The sequence below is a fragment of the Streptomyces sp. NPDC043746 genome, assembly GCF_056436485.1.
Genome location: NZ_JBWKCM010000002.1, coordinates 226,168 through 247,786 on the forward strand (window position 1 = coordinate 226,168; position 21,619 = coordinate 247,786).

Here is a 21,619-nt window from a genome sequence, read left to right on the forward strand (position 1 = left end):
TCTCCGGGACGGCCGGTCAGGCGTCGGCGCGGCGGACGACGATCAGGACGTGGTCGGTGACCTCCGCGGTGGTGCCGTCCGGCCCGGTCGCGGTGCGGCGCGGGGCGTCGGCCCGCTCGACCGTCCAGTCGGCGGGGTCGAGCGCCAGTCCCTCCGCGACCTCCCGAGGGCTCGGGAAGCGGACGTCGGGGTCCTGGTTCCACGACCACGGCGCGGTCGAACCGTGGTCGACGACCAGCAGCCGCCCGCCGGGCCGCAGCGCCTGGGCGGCCCGGCGCAGGACGGCGGACCGGTCCAGGTCGAACGGGCTGTGCAGATAGTGCGCGGTGACCAGGTCGAACCCGCCGTCGGGGCCCTCGGGGAAGGACGCGCCCAGGTCGTGCCGTTCGGCGGTGACCCGGTCGGCCAGCCCGTGCGAGCGGGCCAGGGCGTTCAGCCGCTCGACGGCCACGGCCGAGAGGTCGACGGCGGTGACGCGCCACCCCCGCCGGGCCAGCCACAGCGTGTCGCCGCCCTCCCCGCAGCCCAGCTCCAGCGCCTCACCGGGCGGCAGGTCCGCGACCGTCTCGGTGAGGCGGACGTTCGGCCGGGGGTCGGTGGCGGCGGGCCGGGCCGCGTAGATGCCGTCCCAGGCGGTGCGGGCGTCGGCGGTGGTGTTCATGGGCGGGGCTCCTTGGCGCTGAGGCGGAGAAGGGGGTGCGCGCTCAGTCTTGCCAGGCCCGCCGCCGACCGCACGGGATCTTGCCGTTCTGGCAAGTCGCGTGCAGGAGCGGGGACGCGGACGGCAGCCAGGACACCGGTGGCGTCGCGCCCGCACGGGATGCGGGCGCCCGCACGGGCCGACCCGGACCGGACCTGATCACCGGACCCGGCCAGGGGGACGGTCCTACTGCCAGCGGTACGGTCGGACGCTCGGGTCGTACGAGCAGGTGACCGTCGTCCCGTTGGTGGCCTTGAGGGTGCGGCCGCGGTCGGCCTTGGGGCAGAACTGGCCGTCGACGACGGGGTGGCCGTTGGAGGTGCAGGCGTAACCCTGCTTGCCGTCGGGGCAGGTGGTCATCGAGCCGCCGACGGGCTTCGGCGCGGGCTTCTCGGGGGCCGGGGCGGGGGCCTGCGTGGTGGGCGCCGGCTTCGGCGCCGGCGGGGTGTAGGCAGGGTCGTTCTTCTGGTGCAGGTATCCGTTGAAGCTGGTCGTGCAGTCGTTGAAGTCCTTCGCGAGCCTGACCGTGACCGTGGTGGTGGCGTTGACCTCGGTGCCGGTCCGGGGGCTCGCGTCGCAGACGTACCAGCCGTCGTGGTCCGGGGGCAGGATGACGTCCTTGTGCTGGGCGGCGGGCTTCACCAGTGCGGTGGATATGTCCTGGCGGACCAGCTCGGCCCGGGCGTCCTCGTAGGTCTGGCTGTGCAGGGCGGGCATGACGGGATCGGGCGCGGGGGTGGGGGTCGGGCTGGGGGTGGGGTCGGCCGCCTGAGTGGTGGCGGACGGAGGCGGGGCCGTCGGGGTGCCGCTGTCGGCCTGCGTGGTGGAGCCGCCCGAGCAGCCGGCCAGGGCGAGCAGGCAGGCGAGGGCGACGGGGGCGAGGCGGCGAGGAATCCGCACGATGGTGGTACTCCGATTCAGGGGAACGGCGAACAGGGCGTACGCGTAAGGGGGTTGATCCCGGCGTCCGCCCGGCCGAGGAGTGGCTTCTGGCCCTGCTTACGCCTCCGGCGGCGGCCTGTCCAGATCTACCTCCCGGTAGGGAGGGGGCCCGGGAGGGGCCCGCCGCCCTCTCGCGTACTCAGGCGCCGAACTGCGTTCCTGCGGGCCCGGTTCCAGCGGCTGCCGCGCCCCACCGCGGTCTTCGTGCTGGTCCGGGGCGTCCTCGCGCTCCTCGTCCAACTGCTCGGCGGAGGCGGCGCGCTGACCGGGGTCACCCTGCGACTGGTGACCCAGCCGCTCTGGTTCATCGGGATCTACCTGGCGATGGTGGCGTTCACCCCGCCGCTGCCGAGGCTCCACGAGCGGTACGGCTGGGGCCTCTTCGCGGGGCTGGCGGGCGCGGCGGCGGGCAGTGCGTGGCAGCGATCAGCGCTGGTAGTGGTAGCGGCAGGCGGCGACACGCACCTCGTCGTCGACCACCTTGCAGATGAGCCGGTGCTCATCGGTGATGCGGCGCGACCAGTACCCCTGGAATCCGTGCTTCAGGGGCTCCGGCTCGCCCACGCCCTCGTTGCCGTTCCGGGCGCTGTCCTGGAGCAGCGTGTCGATCCGCGTGAGGATCTCGCGGTCCTGGTTCTGCCACCAGACGTAGTCGTCCCAGGCCGACTGATCCCACACGAACTTCACTACGGGATCCTGTACGTACAGGAAAACCGTATCGCGCTTCCCCGGTGCCCGGGCCGCGCCACCGGCCCCCCTCCGCCGGGCCGTACCCTGGGAGGGTCGATCAACCCCCTGGGCAGGAGTGAAATGGCCGTCAATCTGGTCAATGTCGAGCAGGTCAGCAAGGTGTACGGCACCCGTGCCCTGCTCGACGGTGTATCCCTCGGGGTCTCCGAGGGCGACCGGATCGGTGTCGTGGGCCGCAACGGGGACGGCAAGACCACCCTCATCCGGATGCTCGCCAAACTGGAGGAGGCGGACAGCGGCCGTGTCACCCACAACGGGGGGCTGCGGCTCGGCGTGCTCACCCAGCACGACTCGCTGGACCCGAAGGCCACCATCCGCCAGGAGGTCATCGGGGACCTGGCCGACCACGAGTGGGCCGGCAGCGCCAAGATCCGGGACGTGCTCACCGGGCTCTTCGGCGGTCTCGCCCTCCCCGGCTTCGAGCACGGGCTCGACACCGTCATCGCCCCGCTCTCCGGCGGCGAGCGCCGCCGTATCGCGCTGGCCAAGCTCCTCATCGAGGAGCAGGACCTGATCGTCCTGGACGAGCCCACCAACCACCTCGACGTCGAGGGCATCTCCTGGCTCGCCGGCCATCTGCGCGCCCGCCGCTCCGCCCTCGTCTGCGTCACCCACGACCGGTGGTTCCTCGACCAGGTCTGCACCCGCATGTGGGACGTCCAGCGCGGCACCGTCCACGAGTACGAGGGCGGCTACAGCGACTACGTCTTCGCCCGCGCCGAGCGGGAGCGCATCGCCGCCACCGAGGAGGCCAAGCGGCAGAACCTCATGCGCAAGGAGCTGGCCTGGCTGCGCCGCGGTGCCCCGGCCCGCACCTCCAAGCCGCGCTACCGCATCGAGGCCGCCAACGAGCTGATCGCCGACGTGCCGCCGCCGCGCGACACCAGCGAGCTGATGAAGTTCGCCAACGCCCGCCTCGGCAAGACCGTCTTCGACCTGGAGGACGTGACCGTCCAGGCCGGGCCCAAGACCCTGCTCACCCACCTCACCTGGCAGCTCGGCCCCGGCGACCGCATCGGCCTCGTGGGCGTCAACGGCGCCGGCAAGACCTCGCTGCTCCGCGCCCTCGCCGAGGCCGCCCGAACCCAGGGCGAGACCCAGCCCGCCGCAGGGAAGGTCGTCGTCGGCAAGACCGTCAGGCTCGCCTACCTCTCCCAGGAGGTCCACGAGCTGAACCCGAACCTCCGCGTCCTGGAGGCCGTCCAGCAGGTCCGCGACCGGGTCGACCTCGGCAAGGGCCGCGAGATGACCGCCGGGCAGCTCTGCGAGAAGTTCGGCTTCACCAAGGAGAAGCAGTGGACGCCCGTCGGGGACCTCTCCGGCGGTGAGCGCCGCCGCCTCCAGATCCTGCGGCTCCTGATGGACGAGCCCAACGTCCTCTTCCTCGACGAGCCCACCAACGACCTGGACATCGAGACCCTCACCCAGCTGGAGGACCTCCTCGACGGCTGGCCCGGATCGATGATCGTGATCTCCCACGACCGGTTCTTCATCGAGCGCACCACCGACCGGGTGATGGCCCTCCTCGGTGACCGTGCCCTGCGGATGCTGCCGCGCGGCATCGACGAGTACCTGGAGCGCAGGCAGCGCATGGAGGAGACGGCCACCCCCTCCGCCGCCCCCGTGCGGGAGGCCTCCGCCGCCCCGGCGGCCCCCGCGCTCTCCGCACAGGAGGCCCGCGCCGCGAAGAAGGAGTTGCAGAAGGTCGAGCGCCAGCTCGACAAGATCTCGACCCGGGAGACCGCGCTGCACCAGCAGATCGCGGAGAACGCCACCGACTTCGAGAAGGTCGCCAAGCTCGACGCCGAACTCCGTGAACTCGTCACCGAGCGCGACGAGCTGGAGATGCGCTGGCTGGAGCTGGCCGAGGACGCCTGAGAGCCGAGGGCCCGGCCTGCGCACCGGGACGCGTCGAGTGCGCCGGAGCGCCCCTTCCTCGAGGCGGTGGTGGGCTGCTCCGGCGGACGGCCGGTGCTGCTCCGGCCGTACACCAGCGGGGGCGACGACCAGCAGGAGAAGTCCACCGTCTCGATGCCCGCCTCCGGTGACTGACCGTCACCTCCCCTGGGTCGTAACGAGGGCATCACGGCGCGGTTCTCCCTTGGGAACAGGGGGCGGACCGATCCGGTGTTCGATGGCGGGCGGGTGGTACAAAGAAGCCCCGCCCGACTGTCGTAACACCGCGGAATCCATGCCCGATTCGCTCCTTTCCGAGAGGGATTGACCTCTTCGGAATCGCGGGGGAGACCGGATCGGACACCGGACCGCACGAAGGGGGACGTGCTGATGAGCCAGCCGCCCAGCCAGCAACCGCCGCAGGGAGGCTTCGGGGCTCCGCAGGAGCCGCCGCAGGGGACTCCTCAGCCGCCGCAGGCCCCGGCCCAGCCGCCGCAGGCCCCGCCGCCGGGCCCGCCCGCCCAGGCCCCGTCGGCCCCGCAGCCTCCGGCCGGGCAGCCCGCCCCGCCGCAGACGCCGCCCCCGGGCGACCCGGCGTACGGCTACCCGCAGGCACCCCCGGCCCAGCCCGGCTACGGCTACCCCCAGGCACCGGGGCAGGCGCCCGGTCAGGCTCCGGGCCAGGCCCCCGGCCCGTACGGTCAGGCCCCCGGTCCCTACGGTCAGCCGCCCTCCTCCCCGTACGGCCAGCAGCCCGGCCCCTACGGTCAGCCCGCACCCGGTCCCTACGGTCAGCCCACGCAGCCCGGTTACGGCTTCCCGCAGCAGCAGTACCCCGGCGCACCCGCCCCCAGCAAGCCCGGCGGCTCCGGGACGTTCAACGGGAAGACCGGCATCCTCGCCGCCGCGGCCGTCGCCGTCGTCCTGCTCGTCGGCGCGGGCGCCTGGTACGTGGTGAGCGACAGCGGCGACGACCCCAAGAAGCCGGTCGCGGCCCCGAGCGGCGACGCCAAGGCGCCCGAGACGCCCAGCGCGTCCCCCACCGTGGACGAGGGCGACGGCACCGGCGGCGGCCGGGAGACCGACGACGACCTCAACGCCGGGCGCAAGCCGGGCGAGGCCAAGGTCGCCTGGCTCCAGAAGAACGACGTCGACCTGCCGCGCAACGGCGGCGAGATCTACGGCCCCTGGTACGTCGGAGACACCATGGTCACCGCTCTGTACCGCGGCGTCTCCGGCTACGCGGTCGCCGACGGCAAGAAGAAGTGGACCGTCGACCTCCCCGCCGACATCTGCGCCACCCCCAACACGGTGGCTCCCGACGGCAAGACCGTCATCGCCATCAAGAACGGCACCACGGACCGGTCCACCTGCTCCGTGCTGCAGATGATCGACCTCAACACCGGCAAGGCCGGCTGGAAGACCGAGGTCAAGAAGGCCGGCGCCTTCGACCTGATCTCCGACATCGGCCTCGCGATCAGCGGGAACACGGTCACCGCCGGACGGACCAGCTACTCCAGCGCGTACCGGGTCAGCGACGGCGAGGAACTGTTCGGTACTCCGTCGGGCAACTGCAAGACCTTCGCCTTCGCCGGAGGCCCGAAGCTGATCGCCGCCGCGAACTGCCGCACCGGTGACAGCGACGAGCCGCAGCACGAGCTCCAGGAGCTCGACCCAGCCAGCGGCAAGCCCAAGTGGACCTACCAGCCGCCGCGCGGCTGGGAGATCAAGAAGGTCTACTCGGTGAGCCCGCTCGTGGTCTCGCTCGACAACAAGAAGAAGAAGCAGTGGTCGATCGCCGCGTTCACCGAGAACGGCAAGCTCCGCTCCCAGATGAGCCCGGCCAAGAATGACACGGTCGTCGCCAACTGCGGCGGTGCGTTCGCGGTCTTCGGCCAGAAGCTCGAAGGGTGCACCGGGGTCGTCGCCGGCGCCGACACCTTCTACATGGCCACCAAGGCCGAGGGGTCCGGCTCCGAGCGGACGAACAAGGTCGTCGCCTTCGACCTGAACACGGGCAAGCCCAAGTGGACGGCGCCCGCCCCGGCCGAGCGCTCCGTGACCCCGGTCCGGATGGACGGCGGCAAGCTGGTGCTCTACATGGAGCCGCGGTACGACAAGCCCGGCGCCATGCTCACGCTCCCGCCGACCGGCGGCTCCACCAGCGTCCTGCTCCAGCACCCGGAGCGGACCAACCGGATCGAGAACAGCCTCTTCGGCGGGCTCTCCGCCCGGTACGAGGACGGGCGTTCCTACATCCTCCCCAAGCGGCTCAGCGGCCGTGACGACGGGGAGATGGAGCAGGCGACGGCGCTGGTGTTCTCCAAGTGACCGCCGTCCCGACGGCATCCGCAACCCCCACACCACTCCCGTCTCCTGAGGTACGTACGCGATGACCCAGCCGCCGCAGCCCCCCAACGACCCCCAGGGCCAGTCCCCGGACCAGCCCCCGGGCCAGTCGCCTGCCCAGCCTCCGGCGGGCCCCCCGGCCGGTGGTCCGCCCGCCTCCCCGCCCTCCGGCGGGTTCGGGGCCCCGCAGGACCCGCCGCCCGGCGGGTTCGGTGAGCCGACCCCGCCGCCCTCGGACCCCTTCGCCAAGCAGCCCCCGCCCGCGGCCCCGCCCACCCCGCCGGCCGGCGGCTACGGCTCCCCGCCCACCCCGCCCGCCGGGGGTTACGGCTCTCCGCAGCCCGGCTACCCCACCCCGCCGGCCCCGCAGCCCAACGGCTACGGCTACCCGCAGGCCGCCCAGCCCGGCTACGGCTACCCGCAGGGCGCCCCCGGCCAGCCGGGCCAGCCCGGCTACCCGGCTCAGCAGGGCCAGCCGGGATACCCGGGCGCCCAGCCCGGCTACGGCTACCCCACCCAGCCGATGTACGGCGCCCCGCAGCCCGGGCCGGGCGGTGACGGCAACGGCGGCAAGAAGTTCAGCACCCAGATGCAGATCATCGTCGCCGCGGCCGTCGCCGTGGTGCTGATCATCGGCGCGGCCGTCGTCTACAGCGCCACCAAGGACGACGGAGACAAGGGCGACCAGGCGTCCACCTCGTCCGGCTCCACCGGCGGCGAGGGCAAGGACGGCAAGGACGGCGAGGGCAAGGGCGGCGAGGGCGGTCTGCCCGGCGGGGTCGAGAAGGCCCCCGGCAACACCAACGCCAAGGTCGCCTTCCAGCTCCTGCAGCCGGAGGTCACCCAGGTCACGTCGGTCAAGGGCTCCTGGCTCACCGACAAGGCGTACGTGAAGTCCGGCGCGGGAGAGGTCGTCGCCTACGACCGGGACAAGGGCACCAAGCTCTGGTCCGTGCCGGTGGCCGGCGAGGTCTGCGGCGCCTCCCGCCACATGACCAAGGACTACCGGACGGCGATCCTCTTCAAGGAGGGCAAGCCGACCGCCGAGAAGAAGTACCCGGCGTGCAACCAGGTCGGCGTGGTGGACATGGCGGCGGGCAAGCTGCTGTGGAGCAAGTCCGTCACCTCCGCCACCGGTGGCGACCGGCCCGTCCAGTTCGACGAGGTCACGCTCAGCGGGACCACCGTCGCGGCGGGCGGCACCTCGGGCGGCGCGGCCTTCAAGCTGGAGGACGGCGCCGAGCTGTGGAAGCCGAAGGTCGACGGCAACCGCTGCTACGACACGGGGTACGCCGGTGGTGAAGCCCTCGCCGTGGTGCGCAAGTGCGGCTCGTACGACAGCCCGCAGCTCTCCATCCAGATGCTGAACCCGGCGACCGGCGCGCCGCTCTCCTCGTTCGACATGCCCGCCGGCGTCGACTACGCCTCCGTCGTCTCCACCAAGCCGCTGGTGGTCGCGGCCAACGTCGGTGACACCGCGAGCGACGGCAGCGGCATCTCCGACTTCTTCTCGATCGACGCGGCCACCGGCAAGCTGATCATGAGGATCTCCGCCGACGCGGAGAAGTACGCGGCACGCTGCCGCTCCACCGACGTGGAGAGCTGCCAGGGGGTGGCCGTCGGCAACAACCGGCTGTACCTGCCGACCGAGGACCACGACGGAACGGGCGAGTACGGCAAGACCAACGAGATCGTCGCCTTCGACCTGACCACCGGCAAGCTGCTGGGCGGCCGGGCGGACGCGGGCGACCGCTACTCCCTGACCCCGCTGCGGATGGACGGCACCAGCGTCATCGCGTACAAGCGGCCCCCGTACGACAAGGGCGGTCAGATCGTCTCCATCGACGGCGAGACCTTCAAGCAGACGCTGCTGATGGAGAATCCGGCCGACGAGACGGTGCGGCGGGCGGAGACCAGCTTCTCCATCGACCACTCCGAAGTCCTCTACGGCGAGGGCCGGTTCTACCTGGCGAAGCAGCTCATCAGCGAGCGCCGCGACAGCCAGGCGGACGAGAAGCTCTACCTCTCGCTGGCCTTCCGCACCGAGTGACGCACCCCGCCGGGTGACACACCCGGCCTCTCCCGATCAGCCCTGCCGGACGGCCACCGTCCGGCAGGGCTGATCGGCTTCCGCCGTCCTTCCCGCTCAAGTGGGCCCGAACGGCATGGAATTCGGCCTACCGGGAGGCTTCTCCCGCGTACGGGGCACAGAGTGCCGAACGAGCGTGTAGCTTGCCGGGGCAGAAGCCCGGGGGCCGGAATCCAGGGCGTACAGGGGCACTTGGGGAGCTTTGTCGATGAGCGTGCGGCTCATGGTGGTCGACGACCACCGCCTGCTGGCGGAGGCACTCGCCTCGGCGCTGAAACTGCGGGGGCACCGGGTGCTCGCGGCCGCCGCCCCGACGGCCGGGTCGGCGGAGCTGGTGGTCGGCAGGGCCCCGGAGGTCTGCCTCTTCGGTACGGCGTCGCCCGCCGCGCCGGGGGTCTTCGACCCGATCGTGCGCATCGTCCAGGAGCGTCCCCAGGTGGCGGTGGTGGTGCTCGGCCCGGTTCCGAGCCCGCGCGGGATCGCCGCGGCCTTCGTGGCCGGAGCGGCGGGGTACGTCCGGCACGACGAGCGCATCGAGGGCGTGGAGCGGGCGATGCTGAAGGCGCGGGCGGGGGAGAGCGCCATCGCCCCGCCGCTCCTGCGCGGCGCCTTCGCGGAGCTGCTCGACCCGGCGGCCCGGCCCGACGACGAGGGCCGCCGGCTGCTGAGGATGCTGACCCCGCGCGAGGCGGAGGTCCTGGTCCGGGTCGCCGAGGGCGAGGACACCCGGCTGATCGCCGCCGGGATGCGGATCGCACCGAGCACCGCCCGCACGCACGTCCAGCGGGTCCTGATGAAGCTGGGCGTCGGCTCCCGGCTGGAGGCGGCCGCCCTCGCCGCCCGCACCGGACTGCTGGACCGGGCGGCGGGCGACGCCGACGGTACAGCCCACCACGGCCACTCCGGCTGCGCCCCCGGCTCGCGCGGCCCCTCCGGTTCGCAGGCGGGCGCCGCCGGCGTGTGAGCCGGGCGCGGCTTCCCGGGAGAGCGGGAGGCCGAGGCCGAGCGCGGTGACGGGAACAGCGCGTGCGAGCCGCGCGGCCTGCGAGCGAGCCCCACGTGACGCGTACGGGGCGCCCCCGGGCTGCGCCCGGCCATTTGACGGAGATGTTGGCTTGTGATTAATTATGTTTGCTTGTGTTGATTGAGGGGGTGGAGGGTGCTGGTGAAGAAGACGGTTACACGCCTGGCCGACGGCCGTGAGCTGATCTACTACGACTCCCTCGACAGCACCGCCCGGAGCGCCGTCGACCGGCGCCCGCTCGATGCCGTCGCCACCTCCTCGGAGATCCGCCACGACCCGCTGCTCGGGGACGCGGTCGTCATCGCCTCGCACCGCCAGGCCCGCACCTACCACCCGCCCGCCGACGCCTGCCCGCTCTGCCCCTCCCGGGACGGCCGCCTCGGCGAGATCCCCGACAGCCGCTACGACGTCGTCGTCTTCGAGAACCGCTTCCCCTCCCTCGCCGGCGACTCCGGCCGCTGCGAGGTCGTCTGCTTCACCTCCGACCACGACGCGTCCTTCGCCGACCTCACCGAGGAGCAGGCCGCGCTCGTCCTCGCCGCCTGGACCGACCGCACCGCCGCCCTGGGCGCCCTCGACCAGGTCACCCAGGTCTTCTGCTTCGAGAACCGCGGCGCCGAGATCGGCGTCACCCTCGGCCACCCGCACGGCCAGATCTACGGCTACCCCTTCGTCACCCCGCGCACCGAGCTGATGCTCCGCTCCGCCGCCCGCCACCGCGCGGAGCACGGGGGCAACCTCTTCGACGACGTGGTGGCCCGCGAGGAGAGGGACGGCAGCCGGATCGTCCTCGCCACCGACGACTGGATCGCCCATGTCCCGTACGCGGCGCGCTGGCCCTACGAGGTCCACCTCCACCCCCGCCGCCGCGTCCCCGACCTGACCGTGCTCGACGAGGCGGCACGGGCCGAGTTCCCCCGGGTCTACCTGGAACTGCTGGGGCGCTTCGACCGGATCTTCGGGCCGGGCGAGCCGCCCACCCCGTACATCTCCGCCTGGCACCAGGCGCCGTTCCGGGTCTCGGGCCGGGAGGAGTTCGCGCTGCACCTGGAGCTTTTCACCATCCGCCGCACATCCGGCAGACTGAAGTTCCTGGCGGGTTCCGAATCGGGCATGGGCGTGTTCATCAACGACGTGCCTCCGGAGGCCGCAGCCCAGCGACTGCGAGAGGTAGCGAGCACGTGAGCAACCCGAAGAAGAAGTACCTGGTCACCGGCGGCGCCGGCTACGTCGGCAGCGTGGTCGCCCAGCATCTGCTGGAGGCCGGGCACGCGGTGACCGTCCTGGACGACCTCTCCACCGGATTCCGCGAGGGCGTCCCGGCAGGTGCCACCTTCGTCGAGGGACGCATCCAGGACGCCGCCCGCCACCTCGACCCCTCCTTCGACGGCGTCCTGCACTTCGCCGCCTTCTCCCAGGTCGGGGAGTCCGTCGTGAACCCCGAGAAGTACTGGGTCAACAACGTCGGCGGCACCACCGCCCTCCTCGCCGCCATGCGCGAGCACGGCGTCCGCACCCTGGTCTTCTCCTCCACCGCCGCCACCTACGGCGAGCCGGTCTCCAGCCCCATCACCGAGACCGACCCCACCGCCCCCACCAGCCCCTACGGCGCCTCCAAGCTCGCCGTCGACCACATGATCAGCGGCGAGGCCACCGCCCACGGCCTGGCCGCCGTCTCGCTGCGCTACTTCAACGTCGCCGGGGCGTACGGCAGCTGCGGCGAGCGCCACACCCCCGAGTCCCACCTCATCCCCCTCGTCCTCCAGGTCGCCCTCGGCAAGCGGGAGTCGATCAACGTCTTCGGTGACGACTACCCCACCCCCGACGGCACCTGCGTGCGCGACTACATCCACGTCGCGGACCTCGCGGAGGCCCACCTCCTCGCCCTGGACGCCGCCGCCCCCGGCGAGCACCTGATCTGCAACCTCGGCAACGGCAACGGCTTCTCCGTACGCGAGGTCATCGAGACCGTCCGCAAGGTCACCGGCCACCCGATCCCCGAGACCCCGGCTCCGCGCCGCGGCGGCGACCCCGCCGTCCTCGTCGCATCCGCCGCCACCGCCACCGAACGCCTGGGCTGGCAGCCCTCCCGCGCCGACCTGGCCGAAATCGTCGCCGACGCCTGGGAGTTCGCCCGCCGAGAGGAACCCGCCACCGCATGACCGACACCGCCGGACCGTCGAGCGAGTACGGGCACGGGGCCGAGCCGTCCACCACCTTCACCACGCTGTACGGGGCCGAGCCCCACGGGGTGTGGGCGGCACCGGGGCGGGTGAACCTCATCGGTGAGTACACCGACGTCAACGACGGCTTCGTGATGCCGCTCGCCCTCCCGCACACCGCCCGCGCCGCCGTCGCCCCGCGCACGGACGGCGTCCTGCGGCTGTACTCCACCGACGTGCCCGGCGGCGTCGTCTCCCTCCGCGTCGACGAGCCGGCCCCGCGCTCCGGCCACGGCTGGGCCGCCTACCCGGCGGGTGTGGTCTGGGCGCTGCGTGCGGCCGGCCACCCGGTGACCGGCGCGGACATCGCCCTGGCCTCCACCGTCCCCGCCGGCGCCGGGCTCTCCTCGTCCGCCGCCCTGGAGACCGTCACCGCGCTCGCCCTCGACGACCTCTTCGGGCTCGGCCTGAGCCGACCCGAACTCGCCGCCATCGGCCGCCGCGCCGAGAACGACTTCGTCGGCGTGCCCTGCGGGATCATGGACCAGATGGCGTCGGCCTGCTGCACCGAGGGCCACGCCCTCCATCTGGACACCCGTGACATCACCCTGCGCCAGGTCCCCTTCGACCTGGCCGCCCAGGGCCTCACGCTCCTGGTCGTCGACACCCGGGTCAAGCACGCGCTCGGGGACGGGGCGTATGCGGAGCGCCGGGCGGGCTGCGAGGAGGGCGCCCGGCTGCTGGGCATCCCCACCCTGCGGGACCTCCCTTACGGCGACCTCCCCGCGGCCCTCGCCACGCTCGCCGGAGCCGGGGCGAACGAGTCCGTCATCCGCTACGTCACCCATGTCGTCGGCGACAACCGCCGGGTGGAGCAGGTCGCCGCCCTGCTCGACGCGGGTGAGGTGCGGGCGGCGGGCCCGGTCCTCAACGAGGGCCACCGCTCACTCCGGGACGATCTGCGGGTCTCCTGCCCCGAGTTGGACCTCGCCGTCGCCGCGGCCCAGGAGGCCGGGGCGCTCGGCGCGCGCATGACCGGGGGCGGCTTCGGCGGCTCCGCGATCGTGCTGGCGGAGGCGGCGGAGGCCGACGCGGTGGCCGAGGCCGTCACCCGGGCGTTCGCCCGGGCGGGCCACACGGCGCCGGGGATCTTCGCCGCCGTCCCGTCGGCCGGAGCCCGCCGCCTGAGCTGAACTCCCGTACAGGCGGACGGAGTCCGGACCTCTCGGGGCGGCGCAGGGCGTCAGGCGAGTGGTTTGGCGAGGATGAACTCCGTGACGCCCGGCGGATAGTCCTCGACCCGGCCGATCTCCTCGTACCCCCGCTTCCGGTAGAACTCCGGGGCCTGGAAGTCCCAGGTCTCCAACCGGGCGCGGGTGCAGGCCCGTTCGGTGCGGGCCACCCGCTCGGCCTCGGCCAGCAGCCGTGAACCGAGGCCGGAGCCGCGGTGGCGGGCGTCCACCCAGAGCAGGTCCACATGGAGCCAGTACGCCCAGGTCCGCCCGGTCAGCCCGCCCGCGAGCGCGCCCTCCCGGTCCAACGCCCACACTTCCAGCGGGACTTCGGGCTCGGCGGGGGTGGAGAGCAGGGCTCGCAGACCGGCCGAGGCGGCGACGTTGTCCTCCTGGAGCCGCTTGCTCAACAGCCGGTGACGCTCTTTGTCCACTTCTGTCTCAAGACGGAACATGCACCCCACCCTAAACAGGCCGACCACCGCCCCGGGCCATCAGTTCCGCGAATTCCCCTCCGCCCGGGGCCCCCGCCCGTACGCTGATCCCAGCGCCGGTGGGGGCCGGTGCCGAATCAGGGGGCGAGAGAGTCGGGTACGGCGCCCGGGGCGGGGTGGCGGGCGGTGCGGACGACGGCGGTCGGCGCACCCGGGTCCACCGGCACGGACGGCCAGGGGGCCGTCCGCAAGGTTCCGGGCGTCGTACCCGCAGCTGTCCGCCCCGCCGATGGGGGTCTCTCTGTGGCTCGAATCCGGGTTCTGGTGGTCGACGACCACCGCATCTTCGCCGAATCGCTCGCGGCGGCCCTCGCGGCCGAACCGGACGTGGACGTGGCGGCGGCGGGCAGCGGCCCGGCCGCCCTGCGCGCCCTGGAGCGGGCCGCCGCCGAGGCGCGCCCGTACGACGTGATCCTGGTCGACGCCGAGCTGGGCGCCCTCGCCCCCGACGGCGGGGACACGGCCATCCCGCCGCCCCGGCAGCCAGAGCCCGGGACGGCCGGGGGGATCGCGCTGGTCGCCGGGGTCCGAGCGGCCCGGCCGGGCGTCCGCTCGGTGGTGCTCGCGGAGAAGGACGACCCCCGGTGCGCCGCCCGCGCCCTCCAGGCGGGGGCCTTGGGGTGGGTCGCCAAGGACTGCTCCCTCCAGCGGCTGCTCACGGTGGTCCGGGGCGTGCTGCGCGACGAGACGCATCTGCCGCCGGCCCTGCTGACCGGGGTGCTGCGGGAGCTGACGGCGACCCGTAAGCACCGCACCGAGAGCCAGCAGCTGGTGGAGTCCCTGACCCCGCGCGAGCACGAGGTGCTGCGCTGCATGGTGGCCGGGCTCGGCCGGAAGGCGGTCGCGGAGCGGCTGTTCCTCTCCCCGCACACGGTCCGCACCCATGTGCAGAACGTGCTGGGCAAGCTCGGGGTGCACTCGACGCTGGCCGCCGTGGCGCTGGCCCGGCGGGCGGGGGTCGGCCCGGCGGAGCCGGTGGCAACGGCCCGGCTAGCCGGGGATGTTGTCGAACGGGGCGGTCAACTGGCGTAGCAGATCTGCCAGTTCACCGCGCTGGTGGCGGGACAGCTCGCCGAGGATGGCCCGCTCCTGGTCGAGCAGCCCGGCCAGCGACTGGTCGGCCTTGTCGCGCCCCTCGGCGGTCAGCCGGACGAGCACCCCGCGTCGGTCGTTGGGGTCGGGCAGTCGCTCGACCAGGTTCTTCTTGGTGAGCCGGTCGATGCGGTTGGTCATCGTGCCCGAGGTGACCAGGGTCTGGGTGAGCAGCTGGCCGGGGGAGAGCTGGTACGGGGGGCCGGCCCGGCGCAGCGAGGTGAGCACGTCGAACTCCCACGGCTCCAGGTGGTGCTCGGCGAACGCTATGCGGCGGGCCCGGTCGAGGTGGCGTGCCAGGCGGGAGACGCGACTGAGCACCTCGAGTGGTTCCACATCGAGGTCGGGGCGCTCGCGGCGCCATGCAGCGACCAGTCGGTCGACCTCGTCCTCCATGCCGATCAGTGTAGAGGGTCTGTCGACATGAAGTCTCTTGAATTCAAGTCTCTTGACATCAAGAGACTTGGCGGGGGACCCTGTCCTCCATGACACCGACCCCCGAACCCACCTGGGATCCGCGGCAGTACCTGCGCCACGCGGACCACCGCACCCGCCCCTTCCGGGACCTCCTGACCCGGATCGGGGACCTCCCCGGCCACCCCGCACCCCGGATCGCGGACCTCGGCTGCGGCGCCGGAAACGTCACCGCCCTGCTCGCCGACCGCTGGCCGCAGGCCCGTATCACCGGCTACGACAGCTCTCCGCAGATGCTCACCGAAGCCGCCGCCCACGCCCGCCCGCCCCAGCTCGACTTCGTCGAGGCCGACGCGCTGACCTGGACGCCCACCGAGACGTACGGGCTGATCGTCTCCACCTCCGCGCTCCAGTGGATTCCCGGCCACGCCGACCGCTTCCCCCGCTGGATCGACGCCCTGGCCCCCGGCGGCACCCTCGCCTTCCAGGTCCCCGGCAACTTCACCGCCCCCAGCCACACGCTCCTGGCCCGCCTCCGCGACTCCGACCGCTGGCGCCCCCGCCTCCACGGCGTCGGCGACCGCACCGCCGCGGTCCTGGACCCCGTCGACTACCTCACCCGCCTCCGGGACCTCGGCTGCACCGCGGATGTCTGGGAGACCACCTACCTCCAGACCCTGCACGGCGAGGACGCGGTCCTGGACTGGGTCAAGGGCACCGCCCTGCGCCCCGTCCTCACCACCCTGGCCGACGACCCCGAGGCCCGCGACGCCTTCCTCACCGACTACCGCGACCTGCTGCGCGAGGCCTACCCGCCAGGCCCGTACGGCACGGTCTTCCCGTTCCGCCGCATCTTCGCGGTAGCCCGCAAGGAGAACCGATGACCGCCTCTGTCGGCCTCGCCGCCGTCGACCACGTCCAGCTCGCCGCCCCGCCCGGCTCCGAGGACGCCCTGCGCGCCTTCTACGCCGACGCCCTGGGCATGACCGAGATCCCCAAACCCCCGGTGCTCGCCGCCCGCGGCGGCTGCTGGTTCGCCGCGGGCCCCGTCCAGCTCCACCTGGGCGTCGAGGAGGACTTCCACCCCGCGAAGAAGGCCCACCCGGGCCTGCGCGTGACGGGGATCGTGGAGTACGCGGCCCGCCTGGAGGCCCGCGGAATCCGCACGGAATGGGACGACGACCTCCCCGGCCACCGCCGGTTCTACGCCCACGACCCGGCCGGCAACCGCCTGGAGTTCCTGGAGCCGGAGCCTCCGGCGGGGTGAGCCCTACAGCTCCTTGAGCGCGTCCGCCGAGATGCCGATGTCCACGGGGAACGGCACACCCGTCTTCAGCCGGTCGTGGTGGATGCCCGTCAGTGCGTACGCCTTCGTCACCGGGTCCAGCTCGTAGACCCGCACGACGGGGTGCTGGTCGGTGCCCGTCATCTCCACCAGCCAGAAGTGCGGGATGCCGGCGGTGGCGTACTTGTGGGGCTTGGCCTATCAGCCGCGGTCAGCTCTTCCGGTGCCCTATCAGCCGCGGCTTCGCCTCCAGGTTCTCCAGCCCGTGCCAGCACAGGTTCACCAGATGGGCGGCCACCTCCGCCTTCTTCGGCTTGCGGACGTCCAGCCACCACTGGCCGGTCAGCGCCACCATGCCCACCAGCGCCTGCGCGTACAGGGGGGCCAGCTTCGGGTCGAAACCGCGGGCCTTGAACTCCAGACCGAGGATGTCCTCCACCTGCGTGGCGATATCGCTGATCAGCGACGCGAACGTGCCCGTCGACTGGGCCACCGGCGAGTCCCGGACCAGGATCCGGAAACCGTCCGTGTACGACTCGATGTAGTCCAGCAGGGCGAACGCCGCCTGCTCCAGCAGCTCGCGCGGATGGCCCGCCGTGAGCGCGCCCGTCACCATGTCCAGCAGCTGGCGCATCTCGCGGTCGACCACCACCGCGTACAGCCCCTCCTTGCCGCCGAAGTGCTCGTACACCACCGGCTTGGAGACCCCGGCGCGGGAGGCGATCTCCTCCACCGACGTGCCCTCGAACCCCTTGTCGGCGAAGAGGGCCCGGCCGATGTCCAGCAGCTGCTCGCGACGCTCCTTGCCCGTCATCCGGACCCGCCGGGCCCGCCGGGAGGACGGAGGTCTGCTCTTCTCGCTGCTGGAGTCGGTCGCCACGTCGTCAATCATGCCGGGTCGGCCGGTACGGGCGTGCGCCGGGAGGCGATCCGGTCCGCGTCGGGCCAGCGCACGTCATAGGCCCATCCCAGCTTCTCGAACCAGCGGATCAGCCGGGCGCTGGAGTCGATCTGCCCCCGCATCACCCCGTGCCGCGCACTCGTCGGGTCCGCGTGGTGCAGGTTGTGCCACGACTCGCCGCACGAGAGCACCGCCAGCCACCACACGTTGCCCGAACGGTCACGGGACTTGAAGGGGCGCTTGCCCACCGCGTGGCAGATCGAGTTGATCGACCACGTCACGTGGTGCAGCAGCGCCACCCGTACCAGCGAACCCCAGAAGAACGCCGTCGCCGCACCCCACCACGACATCGTCACCAGGCCGCCCACCAGGGGCGGGATCGCCAGCGACACGATGGTGAAGGTCAGGAAGTGGCGCGAGATCCCCCGGATCGCCGGGTCCTTGATCAGATCGGGGGCGTACTTCTGCTGCGGGGTCCGCTCCTCGTCGAACATCCATGCGATGTGGGCCCACCAGAGCCCCTTCATCAGGGCCGGCAGGCTCTCCCCGAACCGCCACGGCGAATGCGGGTCGCCCTCCGCGTCCGAGAACTTGTGGTGCTTGCGGTGATCGGCCACCCACCGCACCAGAGGCCCCTCCACCGCCAGCGACCCCATCACGGCCAGCGCGATCCGTAGCGGACGCCTCGCCTTGAACGAACCGTGCGTGAAGTACCGGTGGAAACCGATCGTGATCCCGTGGCAGCCGATGAAGTACATCGCCACCAGCAGCCCGATGTCGAGCCAGCTCACCCCCCACCCCCACGCCAGCGGCACCGCCGCCAGCAGAGCGATGAACGGCACCACGATGAACGCCAGCAGCGCGAACTGCTCGATCGACCGCTTCTGGTCCCCGCCCAGCGTGGCGGGGGGAAGGGCGGCAGCGGGAGCGGCGGCGGAGGAAGAGGACGGGCCCGTCTCGTCGAGGACATCGGGAGAGGACGGCATAGAGGGATACCTCGGAGGGTGAGGAAGCAGTTCCGGACGGCCGTGGCTACGGTTCCGTAACCTACGGCTTGGTAAGTATGGCAGTGACGGGGCCCACAACACGAGAGGCCGGTCCAGCCCGTCACCCGCGGTACCCCGCGCCTCCCGCGGGGTAGGGCACCCATGCCGACGGCATCCGCCCGCACCCCGCCAGGGCAGCGGACACACCGAAGGCGACGACACCTATCCTGGGAGGGTCGGACAGCGCGGTCCGCACCCGCTCGCCGGGGCGTGGCACCAGCACCCGCTGCCGTGCCACAGGGCCCCGGCACCCCGCCACGCGCTCTCCCACCGCCACCGCCACCGGGAGACGCCGAAGCGACGCACCTCCTCATTCACTGCAAGGAGCCGCACACTGTGAGCAGTGCCGACCAGACCCCCGCCGCCGCCAACACCGAGCTGCGCGCCGACATCCGCCGCCTCGGCGACCTCCTCGGCGAAACCCTCGTACGCCAGGAAGGCCAGGAACTCCTCGACCTCGTCGAACGAGTACGCGCCCTGACCCGCACCGACGGCGAAGCCGCCGCCGAACTCCTCGGCGACACGGCCCTGGAGACCGCCGCACAGCTCGTGCGCGCCTTCTCCACCTACTTCCACCTCGCCAACGTCACCGAGCAGGTGCACCGCGCCCGCGAGATGCGCGACCGCCGCGCGGCCGAGGGCGGCCTGCTGGCCCGCACCGCCGACCGGCTCAAGGACGCCGACCCCGAGCACCTGCGCGAGACGGTCAGGAACCTCAACGTGCGGCCCGTCTTCACCGCCCACCCCACCGAGGCCGCCCGCCGCTCCGTCCTCAACAAGCTCCGCCGCATCGCGGAACTGCTGGAGACCCCGGTCATCGAGGCCGACCGCCGCCGCCACGACCTCCGGCTCGCGGAGAACATCGACCTCATCTGGCAGACCGACGAACTCCGCGTCGTCCGCCCGGAGCCCGCCGACGAGGCCCGCAACGCCATCTACTACCTCGACGAGCTGCACACAGGCGCCGTCGGGGACGTCCTGGAGGACCTCGCCGCCGAGCTGGAGCGCGTCGGCGTCGAACTGCCCGCCGGCACCCGCCCCCTCACCTTCGGGACCTGGATCGGCGGCGACCGCGACGGCAACCCCAACGTGACCCCCGCCGTCACCTGGGACGTCCTCATCCTCCAGCACGAGCACGGCATCACCGACGCCCTCGAACTCGTCGACTACCTGCGCGGCCTGCTCTCCAACTCCATCCGCTACACCGGCGCCACCGACGAACTGCTCACCTCCCTCCAGGCCGACCTGGAACGCCTCCCCGAGATCAGCCCCCGCTACAAGCGGCTGAACGCCGAGGAGCCCTACCGCCTCAAGGCCACCTGCATCCGGCAGAAGCTCGTCAACACCCGCGAACGCCTGGCCAAGGGCACTCCCCACCGCCCCGGCTGCGACTACCTCGGCACCTCCGAGCTCCTCGCGGACCTGGAACTCATCCAGACCTCCCTGCGCGAGCACCGCGGCGGCCTCTTCGCCGACGGCCGCATGGACCGCACCATCCGCACCCTGGCCGCCTTCGGCCTCCAGCTCGCCACCATGGACGTACGCGAACACGCCGACGCCCACCACCACGCGCTCGGCCAGCTCTTCGACCGCCTCGGCGAGGAGTCCTGGCGCTACGCCGACATGCCCCGCGACTACCGGCAGAAGCTGCTGGCCAAGGAGCTGCGCTCGCGCCGGCCGCTCGCCCCCACCCCCGCCCCGCTCGACGCGGCAGGCGAGAAGACCCTCGGTGTCTTCCACACCATCAAGGAAGCCTTCGAGCGCTTCGGCCCCGAAGTCATCGAGTCCTACATCATCTCCATGTGCCAGGGCGCCGACGACGTCTTCGCCGCCACCGTCCTCGCCCGCGAGGCCGGACTCGTCGACCTCCACGCCGGCTGGGCCAAGATCGGCATCGTCCCGCTCCTGGAGACCACCGACGAGCTGCGCGCCGCCGACGTCATCCTCGACGAGATGCTGGCCGACCCCTCCTACCGCCGCCTCGTCTCGCTCCGCGGCGACGTCCAGGAGGTCATGCTCGGCTACAGCGACTCCTCCAAGTTCGGCGGCATCACCACCTCCCAGTGGGAGATCCACCGCGCCCAGCGCCGCCTCCGCGACGTCGCCCACCGCTACGGCGTACGCCTGCGCCTCTTCCACGGCCGCGGCGGCACCGTCGGCCGCGGCGGCGGCCCCTCCCACGACGCGATCCTCGCCCAGCCCTGGGGCACTCTGGAAGGCGAGATCAAGGTGACCGAGCAGGGCGAGGTCATCTCCGACAAGTACCTCATCCCCGCCCTCGCCCGCGAGAACCTGGAGCTGACCGTCGCGGCCACCCTCCAGGCCTCCGCCCTGCACACGGCACCCCGCCAGTCCGACGAGGCCCTCGCCCGCTGGGACGCGGCCATGGACACCGCCTCCGACGCCGCCCACAGCGCCTACCGCAAGCTCGTCGAGGACCCCGACCTCCCCGCCTACTTCCTCGCCTCCACCCCCGTGGACCAGCTCGCCGACCTGCACCTGGGCTCACGGCCCTCCCGCCGACCCGGCTCCGGCGTCTCCCTCGACGGCCTCCGCGCCATCCCGTGGGTCTTCGGCTGGACCCAGTCCCGCCAGATCGTCCCCGGCTGGTACGGCGTCGGCTCCGGCCTCAAGGCGCTGCGCGAAGCCGGACTCGACAGCGTCCTGGAAGAGATGCACGAGCAGTGGCACTTCTTCCGGAACTTCCTCTCCAACGTGGAGATGACGCTCGCCAAGACCGACCTGCGCATCGCCCGGCACTACGTCGACACCCTCGTCCCCGACGAGCTGAAGCACGTCTTCGACGCCATCGAGGCCGAGCACGCCCTGACCGTGAAGGAAGTCCTCAAGGTCACCGGCTCCACCGAACTCCTCGGCACCAGCCCGGCGCTCCAGCAGACCTTCGCCATCCGCGACGCCTACCTGGACCCGATCTCCTACCTCCAGGTCTCCCTGCTCGCCCGCCAGCGCCAGGCCGCCGAACGTGGCGAGGAGCCCGACCCGCTCCTCGCCCGCGCCCTGCTGCTCACCGTCAACGGGGTGGCCGCGGGCCTGCGCAACACCGGCTGACGTTCGACGACGCGAAGTGCCCCCCGCCGGCAGAGCCGGCGGGGGGCACTTCGCGTGGTGGCCCGACCCCTGCCACCAGCACGGGTCGGGGCGACGGAGAGCGCTGCGGGCGCGCCTCCGGTGGGGCCTCAAGGCCGGGCGGTCCGCCGCCCGGCCTTGAGACAACCCCGGGGC

At 72.6% G+C, this 21,619-nt stretch carries 18 protein-coding genes and 1 pseudogene; 11 read left to right on the forward strand and 8 right to left on the reverse strand.

Going from position 1 to position 21,619, the window contains the following annotated elements:
• Positions 1 to 16: 16 nt before the first annotated feature.
• From AC0682_RS03130 to AC0682_RS03140, 3 genes are all read right to left on the reverse strand, one after another.
• Positions 17 to 661 carry an SAM-dependent methyltransferase gene (locus tag AC0682_RS03130; RefSeq protein ID WP_478530672.1) on the reverse strand — a complete coding sequence of 215 codons (645 nt, stop codon included), beginning with the start codon at positions 659 to 661 and terminating at the stop codon, positions 17 to 19.
• 225 nt (positions 662 to 886) lie between these two features.
• Complete coding sequence (locus tag AC0682_RS03135) at positions 887 to 1,600, reverse strand: PASTA domain-containing protein (RefSeq protein ID WP_478530673.1); 714 nt, start codon at positions 1,598 to 1,600, stop codon at positions 887 to 889.
• Between the two features lie 468 nt (positions 1,601 to 2,068).
• Positions 2,069 to 2,329, reverse strand: coding sequence for a Txe/YoeB family addiction module toxin (locus AC0682_RS03140; protein ID WP_478530674.1), 261 nt, complete (start codon positions 2,327 to 2,329; stop codon positions 2,069 to 2,071).
• Between the two features lie 123 nt (positions 2,330 to 2,452).
• On the opposite strand from AC0682_RS03140, the gene AC0682_RS03145 reads away from it, so the two are divergent.
• From AC0682_RS03145 to galK, 7 genes are all read left to right on the forward strand, one after another.
• Positions 2,453 to 4,270, forward strand: a complete 1,818-nt coding sequence (locus tag AC0682_RS03145; RefSeq protein ID WP_478530675.1) for an ABC-F family ATP-binding cassette domain-containing protein — start codon at positions 2,453 to 2,455, stop codon at positions 4,268 to 4,270.
• Between the two features lie 408 nt (positions 4,271 to 4,678).
• Positions 4,679 to 6,619, forward strand: a complete 1,941-nt coding sequence (locus AC0682_RS03150) for an outer membrane protein assembly factor BamB family protein (RefSeq protein WP_478530676.1) — start codon at positions 4,679 to 4,681, stop codon at positions 6,617 to 6,619.
• 61 nt (positions 6,620 to 6,680) lie between these two features.
• Positions 6,681 to 8,687, forward strand: a complete 2,007-nt coding sequence (locus AC0682_RS03155; protein ID WP_478530677.1) for an outer membrane protein assembly factor BamB family protein — start codon at positions 6,681 to 6,683, stop codon at positions 8,685 to 8,687.
• Between the two features lie 247 nt (positions 8,688 to 8,934).
• The gene (locus tag AC0682_RS03160) at positions 8,935 to 9,690 is read left to right on the forward strand and encodes a helix-turn-helix transcriptional regulator (RefSeq protein ID WP_478530678.1); all 756 of its coding nucleotides are present in this window, start codon (positions 8,935 to 8,937) and stop codon (positions 9,688 to 9,690) included.
• 201 nt (positions 9,691 to 9,891) lie between these two features.
• Positions 9,892 to 10,935, forward strand: coding sequence for a galactose-1-phosphate uridylyltransferase (galT, locus tag AC0682_RS03165; protein WP_478530679.1), 1,044 nt, complete (start codon positions 9,892 to 9,894; stop codon positions 10,933 to 10,935).
• Positions 10,932 to 11,912 (forward strand): UDP-glucose 4-epimerase GalE, encoded by a 981-nt coding sequence (gene galE / locus AC0682_RS03170; protein ID WP_478530680.1) that lies wholly within the window; start codon positions 10,932 to 10,934, stop codon positions 11,910 to 11,912. Before galT ends, galE begins: the two co-directional genes overlap by 4 nt.
• Positions 11,909 to 13,105, forward strand: a complete 1,197-nt coding sequence (galK, locus tag AC0682_RS03175; RefSeq protein WP_478530681.1) for a galactokinase — start codon at positions 11,909 to 11,911, stop codon at positions 13,103 to 13,105. The genes galE and galK overlap by 4 nt, the downstream gene beginning before the upstream one ends.
• 50 nt (positions 13,106 to 13,155) lie before the next feature.
• Here the strand turns inward: galK and AC0682_RS03180 are convergent, their stop codons facing one another.
• Complete coding sequence (locus AC0682_RS03180) at positions 13,156 to 13,599, reverse strand: GNAT family N-acetyltransferase (protein WP_478530682.1); 444 nt, start codon at positions 13,597 to 13,599, stop codon at positions 13,156 to 13,158.
• Between the two features lie 282 nt (positions 13,600 to 13,881).
• Between AC0682_RS03180 and AC0682_RS03185 the strand changes: the two genes are divergently transcribed.
• Entirely contained in the window at positions 13,882 to 14,670 is a 789-nt protein-coding gene (locus AC0682_RS03185) for a response regulator transcription factor (protein ID WP_254812368.1), read from the forward strand.
• Here the strand turns inward: AC0682_RS03185 and AC0682_RS03190 are convergent.
• On the reverse strand, positions 14,629 to 15,126 hold the full coding sequence (locus AC0682_RS03190; RefSeq protein WP_103421077.1) for a MarR family winged helix-turn-helix transcriptional regulator: 498 nt from the start codon (positions 15,124 to 15,126) through the stop codon (positions 14,629 to 14,631). The two genes, AC0682_RS03185 and AC0682_RS03190, sit on opposite strands and share 42 nt — an antisense overlap.
• An 89-nt stretch (positions 15,127 to 15,215) precedes the next feature.
• Here AC0682_RS03190 and AC0682_RS03195 point away from each other — a divergent pair, with 89 nt between their 5' ends.
• Positions 15,216 to 16,028 (forward strand): trans-aconitate 2-methyltransferase, encoded by an 813-nt coding sequence (locus tag AC0682_RS03195; protein WP_478530683.1) that lies wholly within the window; start codon positions 15,216 to 15,218, stop codon positions 16,026 to 16,028.
• Entirely contained in the window at positions 16,025 to 16,411 is a 387-nt protein-coding gene (locus AC0682_RS03200) for a VOC family protein (protein WP_478530684.1), read from the forward strand. The genes AC0682_RS03195 and AC0682_RS03200 overlap by 4 nt, the downstream gene beginning before the upstream one ends.
• Before the next feature lie 3 nt (positions 16,412 to 16,414).
• Here the strand turns inward: AC0682_RS03200 and AC0682_RS03205 are convergent.
• The 3 genes and pseudogenes from AC0682_RS03205 to AC0682_RS03215 form a co-directional block, all read right to left on the reverse strand.
• Positions 16,415 to 16,627: pseudogene (locus AC0682_RS03205) on the reverse strand (Uma2 family endonuclease); the annotation flags it as partial.
• Positions 16,628 to 16,640: 13 nt separating this feature from the next.
• Positions 16,641 to 17,321: a TetR/AcrR family transcriptional regulator gene (locus AC0682_RS03210; RefSeq protein ID WP_019763438.1), complete on the reverse strand. Its 681-nt coding sequence runs from the start codon at positions 17,319 to 17,321 to the stop codon at positions 16,641 to 16,643.
• Entirely contained in the window at positions 17,318 to 18,316 is a 999-nt protein-coding gene (locus AC0682_RS03215) for an acyl-CoA desaturase (RefSeq protein ID WP_254812369.1), read from the reverse strand. The genes AC0682_RS03210 and AC0682_RS03215 overlap by 4 nt, the downstream gene beginning before the upstream one ends.
• Before the next feature lie 396 nt (positions 18,317 to 18,712).
• On the opposite strand from AC0682_RS03215, the gene ppc reads away from it, so the two are divergent.
• Positions 18,713 to 21,445, forward strand: coding sequence for a phosphoenolpyruvate carboxylase (ppc, locus tag AC0682_RS03220; protein WP_254812370.1), 2,733 nt, complete (start codon positions 18,713 to 18,715; stop codon positions 21,443 to 21,445).
• Positions 21,446 to 21,619 lie beyond the last annotated feature (174 nt).